The following is an 18,519-nucleotide window of genomic DNA, read 5'->3' on the forward strand; positions in this document are numbered from 1 at the left end:
TGGAGACAAACATTTAATCATTAAGAGCTTGAGATTGAAGTAAGTCAATAATAATGTACATAATCTATGTCTTACCTTGCTAATCTTCTGGCCTGTTTTTCTAGCCAAGAAATCACTGAGTGATTATTAAACAAATAAAAATGCCCTCCTGTGAAAATCTGTTGTTCTATCGGCGCAGGTAACACTCGCCACCATTCCGCCAAACGAGAAACAGGAACTCTATTATCCCGATCACCTCCTATCACATAGGTTGGGATATTCAACTTTATCTTCGGTAATAAAGACAAAGAATCTAATAAAATAAGATCGTTTCTCATTGTTTCGATCACATAATTACGTAATTCAGGGTTAGCAAGAACACTGGCTGGTGTTCCTTCACATTGCTCAAGGATATTCAAGATATAAGCATCAGAATATTCCTCAAATGGCTTATTTTTGAACTCTTCGGGATCAATAAAGCCACGGGCAGAGATAATAAGCGCTACTTTCTTTTTGGGTAATTCACTCTCCAGCCTACAAGCGACCTGATAAGCCAGTTCTGCTCCCAAACTATGCCCAAACAATAATAAAGGTTTATCCTCTCCTAACTTTAAACGCTTTATTGCGGCAAGGATATCGGAAAAAACAGTTTCAACATCTACCTGAAAAGGCTCTGAGACACGCATTCCCCTGCCTGCAAGCTCCAGACAATAAACTTCAATAAATTCTGATAACTTGTGAGCCAGCTCAATGTAGGAAAAACAAGAGCCTCCGGCGTGATGAAAAAATAATAGCTGTGCTCCAGCCTCTGGCTTTTTACTCGCAGAAAATACAACTGAATCAGACAAGATGAAGTTCCTTTAATTGATCAAATTATAAACCACAACAACAATTCCCCAAGTAAAACAATAAAAAATATAGAACCTATCAGATTAGGCTCTATATTTTAGCTTATATTTTTAACTTATCGCGTACAGCCATTAATGCAAATCCTAGTAAATTAAGGCCATCCCACATCAAAGGATTATTAATGTTAAGGGTGTCTTCTGATAATCCTATCCCCCAAATGCGGTCAACAGGACTAGCCTCAACTAATATTTTATCCCCTGTATTCAATAAAAATTCTGCCAATGACTTGTTTTGAGAAAACTTCGCTAAGTTTCCTTCAATCACTATATTTAATCGATGTCTATCCCAAATCGATTGGTTAAATCCACGTATTTCACGCCCGTATGCTTTTGCTGCACCTGGATTTTTAGCATTGATAATTTTTTTCAGCGCTTCGTGATCATTAAACAAACGGGCTTTCCCTGCCATCATATAATGTTCCGCACTGGCATATTCTATATTATCAACAGTAAATGGAGCTGGATACCACTGACTTAGACAAGATTTGGTTATGTGGTTGGAGTGATCGGTTTTGTGCCCCCAGAAAAAAAGATACTTCAGTTTCTTTCCTGATTGGTGAAAATCACATAAGGTTTTAATATCCATATTAACTCTCTATAACATGCTAATTTATCTTCAATACATAAACACTCCCTATCATACAAATTCTTTTATGTTTGTCGATGCATATCACATCATTTTAATTGGCATAGCATAAAAATATAATCATATGTTATTTAAATAGATCTTCATATTATTCTGAAATCATTTAATATTCAATTTACGACCAATGGCAAATACAGAAACCAATCCCACCAAGTCAATAGTAATTAAAGTACCAGCAAATAACATTTCTCCTTTGAAAGCAAAAACAGTTGCAATGATTAAGATAAATATAGTAATGAAAAAGCCCATCCATTGCCCTCTTTTATCCCTGTTTATCAATCCATCCAACGCCTTATTCTGCTTTTCATGTTGAAAAAACTGCTCTTTTTCTCTGAGAGTAAATATTCTTTCGGCATAACCCGGTAAAATTGATTCATAACTCTTCAATACTTCAGGGGACGGAAATGAGTCAGGACAATGAGATACCCCTTTATTTTCAAGTAAATATCCATTTAATGAATCAGCATCTAAAGCATTGCGGTAATCATTTACGGGCATAATGTCAAGAATGCTCCCTATCGCTCTGAAGTAAAAACCAATGTTAGAGTTCACGTTTTATTCCCCAGTAATATACACAAAAAACACTTTAATAAAATCAGTGAGATAATTAAGTTCAACCTATAATAGAAATGAATTAATCGTACTTCTGATATCTTCTCTATTCACAATATTCCTTGCTTTTGACTAGGGAACGGGCGGCATTCTTCAGCTTTGTAGGTTCCATCCTCCTGACGAATCAAAAATATTTTCCTCCCTGAGCGCAATGCCTTACTGATCGCTGTTTGATGAACTCCAATTAAACGTGCTGCTTTAACTTGTCCATTCAACTTTACATATTCTGATAATGGGATTTTTTCCATATGGTTTCTCCTTTCTCCTTCAAAATAATATCTAAAGTACTAAATATTTCAATACTTTTAGTATTTATCATTTTAATAGCATTGGTATTAAAATGAATCCATGAAAAAGAAGCTAACAGCAGAACAACTTGCCGATTCAGCACGTTTAAAAGAGCTATTTGAGTCCAAGAAAAAGCAGCTCGGTATCTCTCAGGAAACGCTTGCAGAAGAAATTGGCAAGACACAAAGTGCAATTTCACACTATCTCAATGGGATAAACGCCCTTAACTTGGAGATAGCGGTCTATTTTGCCCAAAAACTGGAAGTCCAAATTGCAGATTTCAGCCCATCACTGGATAAACAGGCAAGGAAGCTTGTCACGGTTCTTTATGGTGATAATGCAACATTTGCCAGTTATCGACTCTCTCACAAATACCCACTACTCGACTGGGCAAATACTGGTAATTGGTTCGAAGAGCTGACACCAAAATATCAAACCAACCGCATTGAAAAGGGATACGAAACGTCTGCTGAGTGTTCACAACGTGCTTTTTGGCTGGAAGTAAAAGGTGATTCAATGGTATCGCCGAATGGACTTAGCATACCACAAGGCATGATCATTTTAGTTGACCCAGAAGTGAAGCCAACTCCCAACAATTTAGTAGTAGCAAAACTTGATGGGGAGAAAGAACTAACTTTCAAGCAACTGATTACAGAGGGATACGATAAGTTTCTAAAACCATTAAATCCCCAATACAATATGATTCCCATTAATAATCAAGTACATATTATTGGCGTGGTTGTGGAAGCGAGGGTTGGGGAATTACCTTAGGTGATGGTATAACAATAATTTTTCTATTCCATTTGGACAAGATGTACAAAACGGTCATGCTCTCAATGATTAGATATTGTGATAAACTCCCTGCTTTTTATTATGGAGTGAGAGATGGCTAAAGTTGATGTGGTTTGTCGTTACTGTCATAAAACAGAAGAGGTTAAAGGGCATAGAAAAGAACGTACTGACCATCCCCGCTATCACTGCTATGCCTGCCGTAAAACCTTTCAACTGAACTATGCCTATCAAGCCTGTTATCCCGGCGTGAAAAAGCAAATTATTGATATGGCAGTGAATAACTCCGGTGTTCGTGATACCGCTCGTGTACTGAAGATAGGGATTAACACCGTCATTCGCACGTTAAAAAACTCTCCCCGAAAAATGTGACCAACCTTCCTCTTGAGGGAAATGAAGTCCAGCTTATCTGTGATGTCGATGGTGCGCTGGGAAAAGCTGCTCTGTTTCTTGCGGGTGAAAGTCCCGTCGTAGAAGATTAGCCAGATCACTACGTAGCGAGTCTTGCATCTCCGGCGGTAACAAAGGAGATGAAGCGTAGACAGCGAAACATTCGAGCCGAAACCAATAGGTGAACGTGATAACTCCGAAATTCACTGATTGTGTTGTGCCGATGGTATCGTCGAACCAGCAGGCAATAGTTTCTGAATGGGCACACTGGCGATTTTTTTTCCAGTCAGAAGCACACACCGGAGTCTCAGGCGTCGTAGAGAACAGTGCGGAACCCAGGAGATCCTGACACCTCTCAAGGGAATGAGTATATCGGGCACAAGTGCCAAAACACAAGGCCTGAGAGAGGGGTATCAGGAAGTCGGAGTCAGCCATAGTAGTAATGAAACGAGTAATGATCGCGGAGCGAAGGGCTGGCAGACAGATCGAACGTGAGAGGGAAACAATGACCGTACACAGCAACGACGGACAACCATGGTTAACAAAACTTGAGCGTATAGGCAAGAAATCAGCCTGTAACAAACAGCAAGTGTTCAATAATTTAGGGCATCTGCTGAACAGTGACATGCTGAAAGGACAATTCCTACGGCTTGACGGGAATAAAGCGGTAGGTATTGATCGCATGACAAAATCCGCTTACGGTGAACATCTTGATGGGAATATTCACAATCTCATCCTGCGAATACGCAGAGGGACGTATCGCCCGAAAGCCGCCAGAATCACGCCGATCCCGAAAGAGGATGGTAGTCAACGGCCACTGGCAATTTCGTGCATAGAGGACAAACTGGTGCAACTTGCGGGCAGTGATATTCTCAGCCAAATTTATGAGCCGCTGTTTCTGCCGTGTTCATACGGGTTTCGGCCGGGATTAAATTGTCATGCGGCATTGAAGGCACTACAACAGCAAACATACCGTAACTGGAATGGGGCGGTTGTGGAAATTGACATCCGACAGTACTTTAACACGATACCTCATATTGAGCTGATGAATTTACTGCGGAAGAAGATATCAGATCGCCGTTTCCTCAGACTCATCAAGGTCTTAATAACGGCACCCGTTATCGAGGGTAAACAGATATCCGACAATGTGTGCGGATGTCCCCAAGGGTCAATCGTATCGTCAATACTTGCCAATATCTACCTGCACTATGTGATAGATGAATGGTTTGATGAAATCAGCCGTTCACACCGGGCAATTTATCTACCAAAGCAAGCGGGTACTCTACAGATGGTTTAACCGGAAGGGAGGGCGTCGGGGGCTAACGTGGGAAAAGCTGACTCTGATCCTGAAAGTGCTGGGTTATCCTTCAAGCTGGAAAGTCCATTCAATGTTCAATTCTTGCTGAATAGGTATGACGACTGGGATCTGTCGGGAGCCGGATGCGGTAGTTCTGCATGTCCGGTTCTGAGGAGGGATCTGCCCGGGTGACTGGGTAGGTCTACTCACCAGATGTGGTCATTTGTGAGAAGTAAAAAGAATCAACGCTGGCTCAGGTATGCCTGGGAGCCTCGCCTCAAGCGAGTCGTGGCACATGTTTTTGGTGATCGCAGTACGGCGACTTTACGCAAACTCCTTGAGTTATTATCCCCTTTTAATGTCAGGTTTTACTGTACGGATGATTATGCACCTTACAACCGACTTCCTGAAGAAAAACATATTGTTGGAAAACATTATACCCAACGTATAGAAAGAACCAATCTGACATTACGTACACGTTTAAAAAGACTGAATCGAAGGACGATAGGTTATTCCAAATCAGAGGAGATGCACGATAAGGTGATAGGGACTTTCATCGAACGGGAATACTATTCTTTATAGGGCAATCTAACCATTGGAGTCACGACCGGCTTCTGAATCGTCTACCTTGCTGTAACTGCGTTAAATTGTCATCTACCCAACAAAACACCCAAATGATAAAATCTTGCTGTGACATAGCCTTTTGTTCCTTTATTTCTCTATTTTTGACGACTTAAAGTTATAAAGGAGCGGCTATGTCATTTCAACTCCCCCTAAAAGTCGAGCATCGCGTTAATATATTATTTATATAAAAACTCCCTTTTATATAAGGGAGATTAAAAATTTCACCTAAAAAATTAATGATTACCTTACACAGAAAATTGGGTTTAATTAATAATCATATTATTTATATGTTTTAATATTTGTTCAAATATATTTATTCTTTTACGATTATTTCCTTCTATATCTAAGAAGGTTTTTTCTTTACGTTTTTCTACTAACTCATTATCAGATGCGAAATGGTAAGATAATGCATAATCAAAAACATACAATGAATGGTCATCACTATGAATAGAAGAGTTTTTATCTAAGTTTACTCTTTGTATAGTTTCTATTTTAGAAATTTTTCTTTCTATTATTTTATCCAACAACTCTTGATTTGTTATCTTTAAAAAAGTTATCAACGCCATTGCCATATGAAAAACCTCATTGTGATATTTACTTATTTCATCATGATTTTTTATTAGTATAAGTATAGAATATACATCTTTCTGCTTCCCTTAAAGAACATGCATTATTAGCAAGCAACCTGACCAACAAATAATAGATAACATTATTTCTTGATAAAATATTAGCCCTATCTATTTCATTCAAATATTTTCCAATAGTTGAATTAGAAATGGCATAGCTATAACTACTACTTAAATCAATATTAACCTTTGGCAATGAAAACCAATAATGAATAAACTTATTTAAGTATATTGGCGCATTAATATTACCATATCTAGCTTGAATTGTTTTGCTAAATTGTTCTTTATTTGTTACTAACAAAAAATAAAAACCTTTCACAGTAGGGTCTGTTGATGTTTTAAGGTCATAATTCATTCAACCCACATGGGCAACCAGACAATGATAAACGCCAGAGCCAACATACTGGCGTAATTCCGTTCAAGCTTATCGTATCTTGTTGCTATTGCATGAAAATGTTTAACCCTAGCGAACGCATTCTCCACCAAATGACGATAACGATATAAACATTTATCAATCTGTTTATCCGATTTTCGGCTATTTTTCCGGTAGGGAATAATCGGTGTTGCTCCTTGCTGTTCAATATGATTTCTGAAAGCCTGACTGTCGTACCCTTTGTCAGCTATCACAAAGTCCGAAGGGGGCGATTGTTCGACTAAACTTTCAGCATGAACAATGTCATGCACTTGTCCCCCGGACAATTCAAAATGAACAGGCAAGCCATAACTATCGACGGCCAAATGAATTTTGGTTGAACGTCCACCACAACTTTTGCCAATCGCCTCATCATCATCTGAAGCCGCTCCGGCACTGTGCTGATGAGCACGGACGATACTCCCATCAATAAACAACCATTCCCTATCAGCAAACCCAGATAACCACTTGAAAATGAGCTGTAAAACCCCTTTCTTTGACCACGCATTGAAACGTTGAAAGACACTATTCCATTTGCCGAATTCTGGCGGTAAATCGCGCCAGGGAACGCTCGTTCTCATTCGGTAAAGAATACCTTCAACGGTCAAACGGTGTTCAGGTTTGTGATAAATCCAACCCGCATGTTGCATTAACGCAGATAGCTTATTCCATTGGAGATCTGTTAACATAGTTCGCGGCATGATGATGAGGTCTGGTTGTTTTTTGGCGAAAGTAATTATACCAAATCATCATGCTGTTTAATAATCCCTCACAAAACATCAACACGCCCTAAATAAGTTTTTTATTTTTTCCAAAAGATCAAGTGAAAAATCTGGCCTTGATCTATCAAGCTCATCAATTATAAAAAGAGTTTTTTTACCGGTTTTTTGGTAAAAATCTATAAGCGTTGATCTAAAATTTTCTATCTCATCTTCTTCTTTTTTGTAGTTGATAATTTTATCCTCTATAAACTTTTATCTAAAGGATCTGCAATAGCATTTGTAATTGAATCACCAGCAGACTCAATTACAGTTTCATTAATTAAATTAGAAGTTAAAATTCTAACTAAGGCTTTGGGAGAGTTCTTAACTATACTTACTAAAATTTTTTTACTTGCATTTAAAAACTTAATTTTTATATCAGAATTGTTATATTGTTCCTTATCAATCATGTTATAAACGCAGGATAATAATGCTACAAGAGCATTTGATTGATAATCATTTTTATAAGAATCAAAATAAATTACATTAATTTCACGATCTTTATTTATTTCACCTTGCATCATTTTGACAAAAGAAGTTTTCCCATTACCCCATTTATCATCAAGAGCTAATACCAAACTATCATCAAATGAATTTAAAACAATATCTAAAATTTGTTTGTGCAATACTTTCCTTTTAAACAAATCATTATCTTCAGTAAATCCTTCAGAAAAATCTTGTTCTTTAGGTAAAACTCTCATCGTGGTTCTCTCCAATTATTTTTTTAATTTAATCTTATTCACATCATTGAACTTCTTATTTTTATTCATATATTAAAGTGCAACACCGTTATAAATGATCAGTTAGTTTTTTCTTCAAACACTGCCACTCCTTTTCAAGATACTTACGTAAAAAATGTTGTCTGATCTTTTCTTTTATTTTTCCTATATTACCTACCGATAGCTGTTTTCTCCGTAATTCCTGAATATCTGCCCAAAGCTGTTCACGTTCAAAAAAAGTCCATACAGGAGGTACAGAAGTAAAACCATTGGTATAGCACACCGGAGCTACCCACTTGAAAAAGACCATTTCAACATGCTCAAGTGGAAAATGTTTTGCTACAGAAGCTATATACTCATAATCAACTTCATTATCTACAAAGATATCAGATAACGCTTCACATAAATCTATATCAGTTAATTGATTGCCCAACGGGTAAATTCCTCTATTTCTTCATCTAAAGTATCAGCAACCACTGAACCAACAATTGCTCCTACCGCGCTCCCTACTAATACCAAAACAACGGCACAAACGGGAGCACCAGGCCCACATACCGGAGATACAGTAAAACCAGCAAGTGCTCCACCAGCAGCACCGCCACCAATTTGTATACCTTGTTTAATAGCTTCCTTAGGTTTGTTTTCAGCATTCAATACTTCATGTGTTGCTAATACTGCCGTAAAGATAATTCCTATTTTTCCTATAACCTTTAATCGTTTATTTGCTGTTGTGAATTTGGGGTTGTCTCTTGCTGAGGCTTCTATGATCTCATAGTAAATTGTACTTTTTTGATCTGGAGTAAGGCTACCAAATACTTTTCCAAATTTTTTCTGAGAATATTTATCAATAAGTTTTTCAAAAGATGGAGGTGTTTTTTTATGTCTCTCAGCAAAGGCCAACCCTTGTGCTGACGTGAATTTTCTATGCTCTGCCATAATTTGATTACGCATTTCGTAACAAAACTCAGCGGCTTCTTTCACTGAGATTTTTTTTGTACTCACCATCTGCTTAATTTCAGAAACCACTTTTTTAATATTTGAAGTATAGCTTTGTCTGACATTAGCATCGTTAATTACATCGGTAGAAAATTTAATTGAAGCACCTTCTAACGCTGCCATAGCTTTATCTAAAATAGGATCATCAATGGAATGTTCTTGTTTTCCTGCATAAGTTCCCTCTACCACTTCAAGAACTTCCGGACACCATTTTAGCCTTCCCCCTTACGGTGCGAGGGGGAAGAAAAAGTATCCTACGATTTTGATATCTTATTTAGCCTACTGCGTAGATCTGCGGGAGCAATATAATGAGTTGCTCGCCCTATTTTGGTGGGAAGAAATATCTTCATTGTTTCAAGTTCTTTCAGTAATTTCCTGGCTGTATTTTCGCTAACATCATATAAATTTTGAACCGATTTCACTTTAAACAATCTTCCAGGCTCTTTAACCCCTTTTTTGATTAAGTCTTTCTGAATGAAACTTAGCTTGCTTTTATATTTTGAATTTTCCAACACATTGACAATCTCATAGAATTCTTTTGTTTTTACTTTTAAATATTCTTGTAATTCATCAAATGCGTTTAAAATAATGTTTACATGAAAGTCGATAAAATAAGTTAAATCCCCATAATCTTTCTGAACATAAAGATATGACATACCATAATCTTTAGCGTGTTCTTTGATAACCTTACTTATTGAAATATATTCAAAAATATCATATCCATTCTTTAGCATATACCAATAAAATATCGCCCTTGCGGTTCTGCCATTCCCATCCCTAAATGCATGTTCATACCCCAACATAAAATGAAGAATAATCGCTTTGATGACGGGTGGTATAAATTTCCTGCCTTCCTCTCCATTATGATTTTCGTTAGCAAAAGCACATACTTCTTCTAATCTGCTTTCTAACTCTTCATGGTTTGGCGGGTAAAATAATGGATTGTCATCATTTCCAATATATACCAATCTAACTTGAAGATGCAGGTTTTAAAATCTGAAAATTATCAGTCAGTCGAGTCGTGAGCTCTTTCGCTTTTTCTGGCAAAGTGACATGAAAAAAGTGACGAAGAGTTTCACGGAAGGTCTTCGCATCCGGAAAATAGATATTGTTACGCACTTGCTCATTCATATACTTCCACAATCGCTCTATCGGATTGAGGTTTGGGCTGTAAGGTGGGAGGTAATGCAATTCAATATTCAGGACATACGCAATATCTTTCACCAACTCGGCTCGATGGTAACCCGCTCCATCCAAAATGAGGTGGATTTTTTGCGAAAGCGGGTAAGTTTCCCGGAGCGCACCGAAGAAATAGGCGATATTTTCGGCATTGATGCGCGGATATTCACGGATCACGGTGTCTTCAATCCGTTGTAAATTCAGGGCGCCCAGAATATTGAGACGGGTACGACTGCCGGTGGTTTCGATCCCTTTTACCTGATTTTTTCCTGCTTTCATCCAGCCATAGCTGAGCTTTGTGGACTGTGAAGGATGCACCGCATCAATAAATAGGATCGGTTCATTCTGCCCCGCTTCCTCTTTCAGCGCCTTGTAGTCATCAATAAATTGTTGCTGTTTGTGCGCATCGAATTTATGAGGAACACCCTTGGGTTTTTTATAGCTGAAACCTTGGCGGTGAAGCCATTTTGTCATTCCGCCCACGCTGAAAGAAACCTGCCAACGGGCTTGGACATAGGCCACAATTTGGGTTGTGGTATGCATCAAATTGGCGGTCAAATAATCAATCAGGTCGGCGGTTTGTTCGGCAGAGAGATGGCTTTCAGAGCCGCCATTTTCTGGGGTGAGCTTTTCCTGCGCGATAAAATCTTTCAGGTGACGGCTGACCGTACTTTCATGAATACGCAAGGCCTGTGCAATCATCTGAGCAGTCCAACCTTCTGAGGCCAAAAGCACCGCCTTAATGCGATCACAGACTCGACTGTCGCGAGTAGTATCATGCATCAATTCAAGGGCGTGTTTTTGTTCTGGTGTCAGATGAATTTTCATGGTTGCAAGCATGATCTGATTTGGATAAGAAATCAAGCATCTTCAATGGCGATTGGTATAGATATCATTACTGCATCTAAATTCCCCCGGTATATTTTCGTTTTCAGATACACCATGAGTCGCTATTCTGTGAAACTCAAGCATCAGATCCCTCGTCAAGGGTTCTTGTTTTCTGTTATCCGCCAGCCTTAATAACCTATAATTATTCAGAATCATCCTCTCATCAGGCGTGCTGGGCGCTAACTCCTCCTCCAGCATCTTTTTTGCGTCAGCCCGGGTAGTTGCTGCACCTTCCAGTTGAGCGCTTGTGATAGCTTCTTCCATCAGTAAAGAGGAAACTAAATAATTCTGTTGAACATGACCAGATGCTTGAGATCCAGCGATTGCAGCAACCTTACCTGCACCAAGTTGTACAATTTTATGCAACTTTGGTTCCAGCGAATCATGTATGCAAAAATGAAACTCATTCCCGTTTTTATCAAACAAGCCCGTACTTTTTTTTGCTTGATCCCTACGGAACTTTACCGCATACCAGATGTTTTCAGCCTCTTTGCTGGGAACTCGCCATTTAAGCTGACTCCAATGGAGGTATCTTCCTTGCTTATCAACAATACTGTATTCATTGAGGTACTCCCCGAATTTAACAAAATCCAGATTTTTAAAATCAAGCTTAGGTGATTGTTCTACATGGTGTTTAGCCATATTACCTCAGATTTGAAAATTTGATGTATAGATGATTATGGCGTAAACCTTTAAGGGGATCAATATGAATAAATTAGTTCTATGAACTCTGGTTCTGTGGCAAAAATAAGTAAGATCAACCACTCAGATAAAGGTTGAATTTCTCACCTTCTAACTTATTGATATTTTCGTTCATCCTCACTTTGAGAAAAAGCAGCAACCATAGTGATCCCCCGCAACAGTTGGTTAACTCCCTAATTCTTGTGAGACCGTCACTTTTGCCTTACGGTATGGCAGAATAACCATAATTTGACGTAGCCTACCTACTTCATAAGTAATACAGTCTTGTCATTCATACTAAAACATTATGTCATATTATTTTGGTTCTGCTATAGAGTAATCCCCGATATGGGAATTCCCATTACGGAACAATTAACACTCTATGTTCAATAACGGGTATTCGGAACAACATTTCAAATACACACCTCACTAAATTACCTATCACCTTTCAAATTATAAGCCTTGCTATAGTCGTAATCCGATTGAGATGAAGATTTGACCTCAGTAAGGTTTCTGGTGAGTTAACCGCAAGATGAAATAACCTTTAACGAATAATAAAGTGAGGTGTTTATGCCGGACGTTAATAAGCTGGATGATAAAAAATGTCCGTTTGATCCTGAGCAGTACAAATACAATAAGAAGGTTGATGTCGAAGTTGATAACGTTGCACCAATTGGTTCTTTACCATGGGCGTTGATTCAGGTGTATGTAGGAAAGTCTGTTCGCCGTAATGGTTGGGATGCGCAAGTTGAATATATAAAGCTCCTTCCGGGTTCATCTGATAACAATGTACTACCTCAAATTGGGATAATTGATAAAGAGGGAACAACATCTTGGCAGCCAACACAAGAGGATTTAATGTCTTGCGATTGGGTGTTATTGTCCAAAATAACACCAGTTGAATGTATGCTGTCTTTTGATCTTACATCAGGGAGAGGTACGCCTAAAAACTGGAACGAACCAATCGCTTGGGGATATGTAATAAACACTAATTGGAATCCTTTTGGTATTTTAAGCATAAAACAAAACAATATAGTTGATATTGTCAGAATATGGGCTTTTCTTTGGAACTCTGGAGAGTTTTATTTTGATGTAGAGGTTAAACCAAATGAAGAAAGTCGACAGAGGGTTGTAAAATTATTTCAAGATAATGACCTTTGGGTAACTGTTGACGGCATGGTCTATAATCTTGGCAAGCCATCCCTGGTAGGCAGTACTGGAGTTTATGGTGTTGGAGATTATGGTGTTGAATTCCATTCTCAACATTCTGAAGCGCAAAAACTAGGTGTCTTGTTACAGCAAATGCAACAAACAGGACAAACTAAAGCTTTCTCGCTCAATTGGAAATAAATCTACACACTGAATTCAAGGCTACTTAATGTGGCCTTTTCCTCGTAAACTTACCTTTAACTTGTTGATACCTCCTTATCTCCTGCATAGTACAGGTTTAGTGCTATATCATCGTTCCGTTTGAAACAGAGGCATGGAAATAAACTCAGAGGCAACCCTCTTTAAGAGGGTTGGTTAAAAATAGCTCAGTATGTTTGATATGCCTACCTGTTACCTTTATCGTTAATTCTGGCTTTCAGGAACCGCCAGATTTCAGGGAAGCAGGGGATTACTGCCAGAACAAAAAAGAACAGAGTCAATTTGAATTCGTGTGCAACAAATAAGCCAATGAGGGTGAATAACCCAAACATTACTGACGCCATCCATCTGACATTATTAAAAATATCTTTTATCTGTACTAGCTCAGACTTGACCTGACAGTTACCGGTTATTTATACAGGTGTCTGTCAGGTTAAATCTGGTTCAGATTTTTTTCTGCCCAGAGTCGTTTTCCATCTAGTAATGTTACCTGCCAGCATGGAACAAATTTCGGCAAAGATACTTTTGCCACTGCCTCCGGCTCCGGTGACTTCCAGAAAAAGTTGCCAGTCATAACGATTCGCCAGCACCATAAACAGAGCCGCTAATACTCTATATGCTTTGCTTTCACAGTTGGCAGTTGCTTGATTGAGCCAGCGCCAGAATTGTGGTGCGTGATCTTGCAGAGTTTCCCTCGAAACAGGGGTATTGAATTCAACGTCATTGGCAAGAAGCAGCCAATCATTTTTACGGTGAGGCCGGAACTGACAAGCTTTCAGGTCAAATACGCCATTACTAAACCCGATTAAGTGACGTTCTGGAGGCTGCATCATGGGAAGTTGTAGTTTCAAAGCGTCTACGGCTGAACTAATACCATGCGGTGAATACGGTAATTTCCCTTCCATAAAAGCAGCCACCATTTCCCGCCTTAAATCACGGTCACTGACCGGACGCCAGATAATACCGTCATAATGATGAACGGTTTCCGAAGCACCATCTAGTGCCAGATCACCGTTATAACGTGCCAGCAACACTTCCCCGCGCTGGCTGGCTCCCATCTGGCATAATGTCAGTTTTAAAGGTTCGACATCATTATTAAGCTGAATGGCTGCTTTTTTCTTGGTTGATGTCGGTTGATAAAGCCCCTGAGCAAAGGCTTGTTTTGCCGTGTCTATACCGTGTTGCTGGCGATAATCGTCCCAATCAGCTTTATACTCTGTAGGCGGTAGCGTTACCCATCCGTTAATCGTTTTGGCGGTCTTCTCTACTGCAACCTTGCCGATATTCTTTTTCAGCATGCCGTTTTTGTCTCGTTCTTCCGGTTCGTGCCAGTCGTTATCGACGGCAATGATGATTCTGGAGTTTGGATACTGCGCTCTAACCTGCTCGGCAACAATCAATAGGTTACTTTCATCAATCGCTGCCAGTACCACGCCTTTATGTAGTTGACTGACAGTTAAAGCTGTAGCGTAACCTTCGGTAATGATGATTGTGTCCGGCGTTCCGGTAATCTCAGTGATCGAGATAAAGCTGCCTTTTTTCTGTGTACCTGCAACAAGGTGTTTTTCGCCGTTCGGCTTGATGGTCTGTGCGCCCGTGATTGTGCCATCCAGTGTCTGAGTCACCAGCAACAAAGAACCATCTTTTAATAACCGCTGATTAGGGCATTGCAGTCCCTTTTTCACCAGATATTGAGATTCACCCGTAACGGCAGTGGCAACCAGTGCCGCGATACGTTCAGCAATTGGCTTAGCATTCCTAGTCAGCGTTTTGGCTGGTTTGGGTTCTGGCAAAGGCAATGCCAGCACATCTGCAACAATTTTTGCAGCCTCAAAAATCGAGATCCGGTTGGTCTTTGCCACTAAATCCAGCCCATCACCATAGTTCGGAACGTCACATTGGCGACAATGCCAATTGCCGTGATGGTGATCGTCGATAAAGTGGAAACGGTCAGTGCCACCACAGACAGAGCAAGCGCCATGTTTACCCTTTTCGGGAATATCAATACCACAGGCAGGTAGCAGATTTTCCCAGTGATACATGGCGGATTTTTTTACTGTTTGGATAAAATCGAGTGGTTTTTGTTCGTCTGTTTTATCTGAAGATGTAAATTTAGGATGAGTTTGGTTAGACTGTGTATCAGCCATCATCGTTACTCCAATTAACGGTTATTGGTCAGACGCCTCAGATGTGTTACAGCACTCTGGGGCGTTGCTTTTTATGTTACTTTTCTTAAAAAATCTCTATCTTTATGCCCTTTTGCCAAATTTTCCGATCAGCACATTTTCGCCTTGTTCCAGCATCTCCATATAGTCGGCGTACCATTGCAGCATTTCCCGGCGACCATCCAGATATTGCGCGTGGTTGTAAGTGCCTCGGATGCTGTTTTTATCGACGTGAGCTAGCTGTTTTTCAACCCATGCAGTGTTGAAGTCTTGATCGTGCAGAATGGTACTCATGGTGTGGCGGAAGCCGTGGCCTGTCGCCCGCCCTGAATATCCCATGCGGCGGATCATGGTATTGATTGCCATATCAGATATATGCTTTCTGTAATCTGTCCGGCTTGGGAAAACATATTGATAGCTGCCGCTGATAGGCTGAATCTGTTTCAATAAATCGATAACTTGCTCTGATAACGGCACTACATGAGTGCGGCGCATTTTCATTTTTTCGGCTGGAATTGTCCAAACAGCCTTATCTAAATTAATCTCTGACCATTCAGCTTTACGAAGTTCTCCCGGACGAACGCCCGTTAATATCAGCATTCGCAAAGCCGTTCTGACTATCTGACTTCCCATATATTTATCAATGGAACGGAGAAATTCAGGTAATTCATCTACTGAAAGGTGAGCGTAATGTTCGCGTTGATGAGGGATAAAAGCACTCGCTAAATCTGGAGCTGGGTTATATTCTGCCCTGCCAGTAATAATTGCATATGTCCAAACTTCACCACAGCGTTGGCGGACTTTCTTTAATTTATCGGTGACGCCTCTCTTTTCCATAATAGAAAGGAGGTCTAATAATTCGAGGGGTTTTATTTCAGCAATCGGACGATGACCAATATAAGGGAAAACGTCTTTTTCGAATGCGTCCATCATATCTTCACGATAACCAACAGACCACCTGTCTTTTCTTCCCTCGTACCATTCACGCGCAATGCTTTCAAAGGTATTACTGATTTCTCCCTGAGCTGCCAATTTCTTTTGTTTTTTATCTTGGTTGGGATCAATACCTTCGGCTATCAGTTTCTTGGCTTCATCACGTTTTCTTCTGGCCTCTGCCAACGTAATAAGTGGAAAAGTACCAATAGCGAGTAATTTTTCTTTTCCTGCAATTCTGTATTTCAGTCGCCAGTATTTAGAGCCGGTTATCTTTACCAACAGATACAAGCCACCGCCATCCGATAGCTTAAAATCTTTATCTTGGGGTTTTACTGTTTCAACTTGTCGGGCTGTCAGTTTCATATTTCCAGCATCCTTGCCCCCTCACAGTAATGGGGGTATTTTTTTAGGGAGTACAGAAAGTTACCCCTATATATACCCCCTGACTGGGGTACATTGCAATAGATGCCAGTAGACGTTAATAGCGCTTTATTTGGGAGTTTTCGTTGATTTTACTGGGAAAAGTAGACTTTAAGATATGCTGCTAGAAGTGTAGATGGCGGAGGAGGAGAGATTCGAACAATAACAATAATATATTGATTTAAAACAAAAATAAAAAATAACAAAATAAAACTACACACATCACTATACACAGAAAAATTTAGTGAATAAAAATGAACACTTGAGCAAAATATATCAGTTTTGTTCGACTCCTCCTTTTTCCGCTAACTCAGGAATCGAACACATGCATATTACTCAAAGATACAGACACTATAGGGCAGCAATCTGCCCTTTAACATAAATGGGCTTTTAAATCCCAATTAACAATGTTGATTAGGATTCTCGGCTCACAGACGACCTTTTTTGGAGTTTTCCAAATAAGTCTCGTAGTCATTATGTTCAGTAAGAGAAGGAACCTCCGAAACTGGTGGCTCCTTAAACTAAAGAGATCCCTGTGGTTAATTTCCCCAGAATAAAGTTAAACAAGTGCACTGCTGCGATTTCAAATGACGGCTGTGAGCGGTATTTAATCGCTCCGTTTGAAACGGAAGAAGCCCAAAAGACGGGAAATCCCACCCTTAGCTAACATGTTGATTTTACTCATTTCTCGCTCAGGGCAAGAATTCTGGTTCTCTGACAGAAATAAGAGATATCAAGGGGTTGGAAGAAATTATCCAAGTAGGGAAATAACACATCAATAATAACCATAAAATACAGTTTTAATTTGAAATATATTTTTTATCACATTTCGATAAATTAGCTTTCTTTTCACTTCACAGATTAGGAATATTCCGATCATATATTAGGGGAAGTGATTTAGTATGAAAACAACACACTTTAGAGTCAGTGACATAAACATAGAAATTTTTTTAAATAAATGGAATGGATATGAATTTTTCAGAGTCTAAAACCAAAGAGTTCAAAAAAACAGCGACAGCTTATGTATTTGATTATGAATACAATAATGAAAAAAGTCTATTGCAGGCATTGGGTGAGCATGAAGAATTCGTTGAAGGCTCTGATTTTAAGATAAGTCAATCACATAAAATGCGGATAAAAAAACTTGAAATGGAACCAGAGAGAATTTTTGTACATATCACATTTTATGAACCGCACGCGCTGGTTCCAATTACACCAGCAATAGTATCTGAAAGTAAAAATAGTTCAAATGATGATAAAGAAAAAGACTTACACTCTATTGAAAATTATGATAATAGTCATGTTTTTATGATAATAGACGGTAAGCATATCTATACAATAAATCAAATTATTTATACCCATCAAAGAACAAGACTTGATAGAATATTTAAGACATTGGGTGTAGGTGTAAAAATAAAAGACAAGGTTAATAAAAGCACAGTAGATAAAATACAACGTGAAAAAATAAAGCATCTAGTGATAGGTGTCTCGACAACAATGAAAGTTATAGATGATATAAAAATAAAAAATAAATTATCTATTTTCGAAAAGGAAAATAATAGCGACACTCCTTTTTACGGAATGTTATTCCTTGATCATAAAAGTAATTTTGGTCTTATTGAGTCTATCAGTGATGATATAGAATCTGTTGTCAATGAATTATCAGAAGATTTTTACATTGTAACTCGCAAGGATAACAAAATTAAAAGCTCAGAAATAAAAACAAAAAAAGACTATTACACGATACCTTACGGAACGAAAACAATAAAAGATAAATATGCAAAAGAAATTCTTATTCATTTCATAGGCACTGTAGTATAATAAAAGAATGGCAT

At 38.9% G+C, this 18,519-nt stretch carries 21 protein-coding genes and 4 pseudogenes; 7 read left to right on the top strand and 18 right to left on the bottom strand.

Annotated features, from left to right (window positions below):
* Window positions 1-71: 71 nt before the first annotated feature.
* The 4 genes from Xish_RS01215 to Xish_RS01230 all read right to left on the bottom strand — a co-directional run bounded on the left by Xish_RS01215 (window position 72) and on the right by Xish_RS01230 (window position 2,393).
* The gene (locus Xish_RS01215) at window positions 72-827 is read right to left on the bottom strand and encodes a thioesterase II family protein (protein ID WP_099116352.1); all 756 of its coding nucleotides are present in this window, start codon (window positions 825-827) and stop codon (window positions 72-74) included.
* Between the two features lie 103 nt (window positions 828-930).
* Window positions 931-1,473: an NADAR family protein gene (locus tag Xish_RS01220; RefSeq protein WP_099116353.1), complete on the bottom strand. Its 543-nt coding sequence runs from the start codon at window positions 1,471-1,473 to the stop codon at window positions 931-933.
* A gap of 159 nt (window positions 1,474-1,632) precedes the next feature.
* Window positions 1,633-2,085, bottom strand: coding sequence for a DUF2335 domain-containing protein (locus tag Xish_RS01225; RefSeq protein ID WP_099116354.1), 453 nt, complete (start codon window positions 2,083-2,085; stop codon window positions 1,633-1,635).
* A 110-nt stretch (window positions 2,086-2,195) separates the two neighbouring features.
* Window positions 2,196-2,393, bottom strand: coding sequence for a Cro/CI family transcriptional regulator (locus Xish_RS01230; protein ID WP_099116355.1), 198 nt, complete (start codon window positions 2,391-2,393; stop codon window positions 2,196-2,198).
* Between the two features lie 100 nt (window positions 2,394-2,493).
* Here Xish_RS01230 and Xish_RS01235 point away from each other — a divergent pair, with 100 nt between their 5' ends.
* Complete coding sequence (locus Xish_RS01235; RefSeq protein ID WP_099116356.1) at window positions 2,494-3,204, top strand: LexA family protein; 711 nt, start codon at window positions 2,494-2,496, stop codon at window positions 3,202-3,204.
* Between the two features lie 114 nt (window positions 3,205-3,318).
* Window positions 3,319-3,644 (top strand): annotated as a pseudogene (locus Xish_RS01240) (IS1-like element transposase); the annotation flags it as partial.
* On the opposite strand, the gene Xish_RS18845 reads toward Xish_RS01240, so the two are convergent.
* Complete coding sequence (locus Xish_RS18845; RefSeq protein ID WP_244185873.1) at window positions 3,628-4,134, bottom strand: hypothetical protein; 507 nt, start codon at window positions 4,132-4,134, stop codon at window positions 3,628-3,630. The pseudogene Xish_RS01240 and the gene Xish_RS18845 sit on opposite strands and share 17 nt — an antisense overlap.
* Here Xish_RS18845 and Xish_RS01250 point away from each other — a divergent pair.
* The 3 genes and pseudogenes from Xish_RS01250 to Xish_RS01255 all read left to right on the top strand — a co-directional run.
* A pseudogene (locus Xish_RS01250) lies at window positions 4,118-5,018 on the top strand (reverse transcriptase domain-containing protein). The gene Xish_RS18845 and the pseudogene Xish_RS01250 overlap by 17 nt on opposite strands.
* Complete coding sequence (locus Xish_RS18490) at window positions 4,937-5,101, top strand: hypothetical protein (RefSeq protein ID WP_167383188.1); 165 nt, start codon at window positions 4,937-4,939, stop codon at window positions 5,099-5,101. Before Xish_RS01250 ends, Xish_RS18490 begins: the two are co-directional and overlap by 82 nt.
* Before the next feature lie 18 nt (window positions 5,102-5,119).
* Window positions 5,120-5,491 (top strand): annotated as a pseudogene (locus tag Xish_RS01255) (IS1 family transposase); the annotation flags it as partial.
* Between the two features lie 25 nt (window positions 5,492-5,516).
* Here the strand turns inward: Xish_RS01255 and Xish_RS19285 are convergent.
* The 11 genes and pseudogenes from Xish_RS19285 to Xish_RS01305 all read right to left on the bottom strand — a co-directional run.
* Window positions 5,517-5,606 (bottom strand): annotated as a pseudogene (locus Xish_RS19285) (IS982 family transposase); the annotation flags it as partial.
* A gap of 190 nt (window positions 5,607-5,796) precedes the next feature.
* On the bottom strand, window positions 5,797-6,105 hold the full coding sequence (locus tag Xish_RS01265) for a hypothetical protein (protein ID WP_099116358.1): 309 nt from the start codon (window positions 6,103-6,105) through the stop codon (window positions 5,797-5,799).
* Between the two features lie 34 nt (window positions 6,106-6,139).
* Window positions 6,140-6,514 (bottom strand): P-loop NTPase fold protein, encoded by a 375-nt coding sequence (locus Xish_RS01270; protein WP_099116359.1) that lies wholly within the window; start codon window positions 6,512-6,514, stop codon window positions 6,140-6,142.
* The gene (locus tag Xish_RS01275; protein ID WP_099116360.1) at window positions 6,511-7,272 is read right to left on the bottom strand and encodes an IS5 family transposase; all 762 of its coding nucleotides are present in this window, start codon (window positions 7,270-7,272) and stop codon (window positions 6,511-6,513) included. The genes Xish_RS01270 and Xish_RS01275 overlap by 4 nt, the downstream gene beginning before the upstream one ends.
* Before the next feature lie 78 nt (window positions 7,273-7,350).
* Window positions 7,351-7,539, bottom strand: coding sequence for a P-loop NTPase fold protein (locus Xish_RS19290; protein ID WP_141553991.1), 189 nt, complete (start codon window positions 7,537-7,539; stop codon window positions 7,351-7,353).
* Window positions 7,536-8,033: a P-loop NTPase fold protein gene (locus Xish_RS01280; RefSeq protein ID WP_099116361.1), complete on the bottom strand. Its 498-nt coding sequence runs from the start codon at window positions 8,031-8,033 to the stop codon at window positions 7,536-7,538. The genes Xish_RS19290 and Xish_RS01280 overlap by 4 nt, the downstream gene beginning before the upstream one ends.
* Window positions 8,034-8,121: 88 nt before the next feature.
* Window positions 8,122-8,484: a DUF7079 family protein gene (locus Xish_RS01285; protein ID WP_099116362.1), complete on the bottom strand. Its 363-nt coding sequence runs from the start codon at window positions 8,482-8,484 to the stop codon at window positions 8,122-8,124.
* Complete coding sequence (locus Xish_RS01290; protein WP_099116363.1) at window positions 8,469-9,236, bottom strand: hypothetical protein; 768 nt, start codon at window positions 9,234-9,236, stop codon at window positions 8,469-8,471. Before Xish_RS01290 ends, Xish_RS01285 begins: the two co-directional genes overlap by 16 nt.
* A gap of 65 nt (window positions 9,237-9,301) precedes the next feature.
* A complete protein-coding gene (locus Xish_RS01295; RefSeq protein WP_244185874.1) occupies window positions 9,302-10,015 on the bottom strand; it encodes a Fic family protein in 714 nt (237 codons plus the stop codon).
* Between the two features lies 1 nt (window position 10,016).
* A complete protein-coding gene (locus Xish_RS01300) occupies window positions 10,017-11,054 on the bottom strand; it encodes an IS630 family transposase (protein WP_141553924.1) in 1,038 nt (345 codons plus the stop codon).
* Window positions 11,055-11,096: 42 nt separating this feature from the next.
* Window positions 11,097-11,756 carry a Fic family protein gene (locus Xish_RS01305; protein ID WP_244185876.1) on the bottom strand — a complete coding sequence of 220 codons (660 nt, stop codon included), beginning with the start codon at window positions 11,754-11,756 and terminating at the stop codon, window positions 11,097-11,099.
* Window positions 11,757-12,365: 609 nt separating this feature from the next.
* On the opposite strand from Xish_RS01305, the gene Xish_RS01310 reads away from it, so the two are divergent.
* Window positions 12,366-13,145, top strand: a complete 780-nt coding sequence (locus Xish_RS01310; protein WP_099116365.1) for a Thoeris anti-defense Tad2 family protein — start codon at window positions 12,366-12,368, stop codon at window positions 13,143-13,145.
* A 446-nt stretch (window positions 13,146-13,591) separates the two neighbouring features.
* Here the strand turns inward: Xish_RS01310 and Xish_RS01315 are convergent, their stop codons facing one another.
* Both Xish_RS01315 and Xish_RS01320 read right to left on the bottom strand, forming a co-directional pair.
* On the bottom strand, window positions 13,592-15,313 hold the full coding sequence (locus tag Xish_RS01315; RefSeq protein ID WP_483050726.1) for a toprim domain-containing protein: 1,722 nt from the start codon (window positions 15,311-15,313) through the stop codon (window positions 13,592-13,594).
* A 99-nt stretch (window positions 15,314-15,412) separates the two neighbouring features.
* Window positions 15,413-16,627, bottom strand: coding sequence for a tyrosine-type recombinase/integrase (locus Xish_RS01320; RefSeq protein WP_099116366.1), 1,215 nt, complete (start codon window positions 16,625-16,627; stop codon window positions 15,413-15,415).
* A gap of 1,026 nt (window positions 16,628-17,653) precedes the next feature.
* Here Xish_RS01320 and Xish_RS01325 point away from each other — a divergent pair.
* Window positions 17,654-18,505: a hypothetical protein gene (locus tag Xish_RS01325; protein WP_099116367.1), complete on the top strand. Its 852-nt coding sequence runs from the start codon at window positions 17,654-17,656 to the stop codon at window positions 18,503-18,505.
* The last annotated feature ends 14 nt before the right edge of the window (window positions 18,506-18,519 follow it).

Source organism: Xenorhabdus ishibashii, from assembly GCF_002632755.1.
GTDB lineage: Bacteria > Pseudomonadota > Gammaproteobacteria > Enterobacterales > Enterobacteriaceae > Xenorhabdus > Xenorhabdus ishibashii.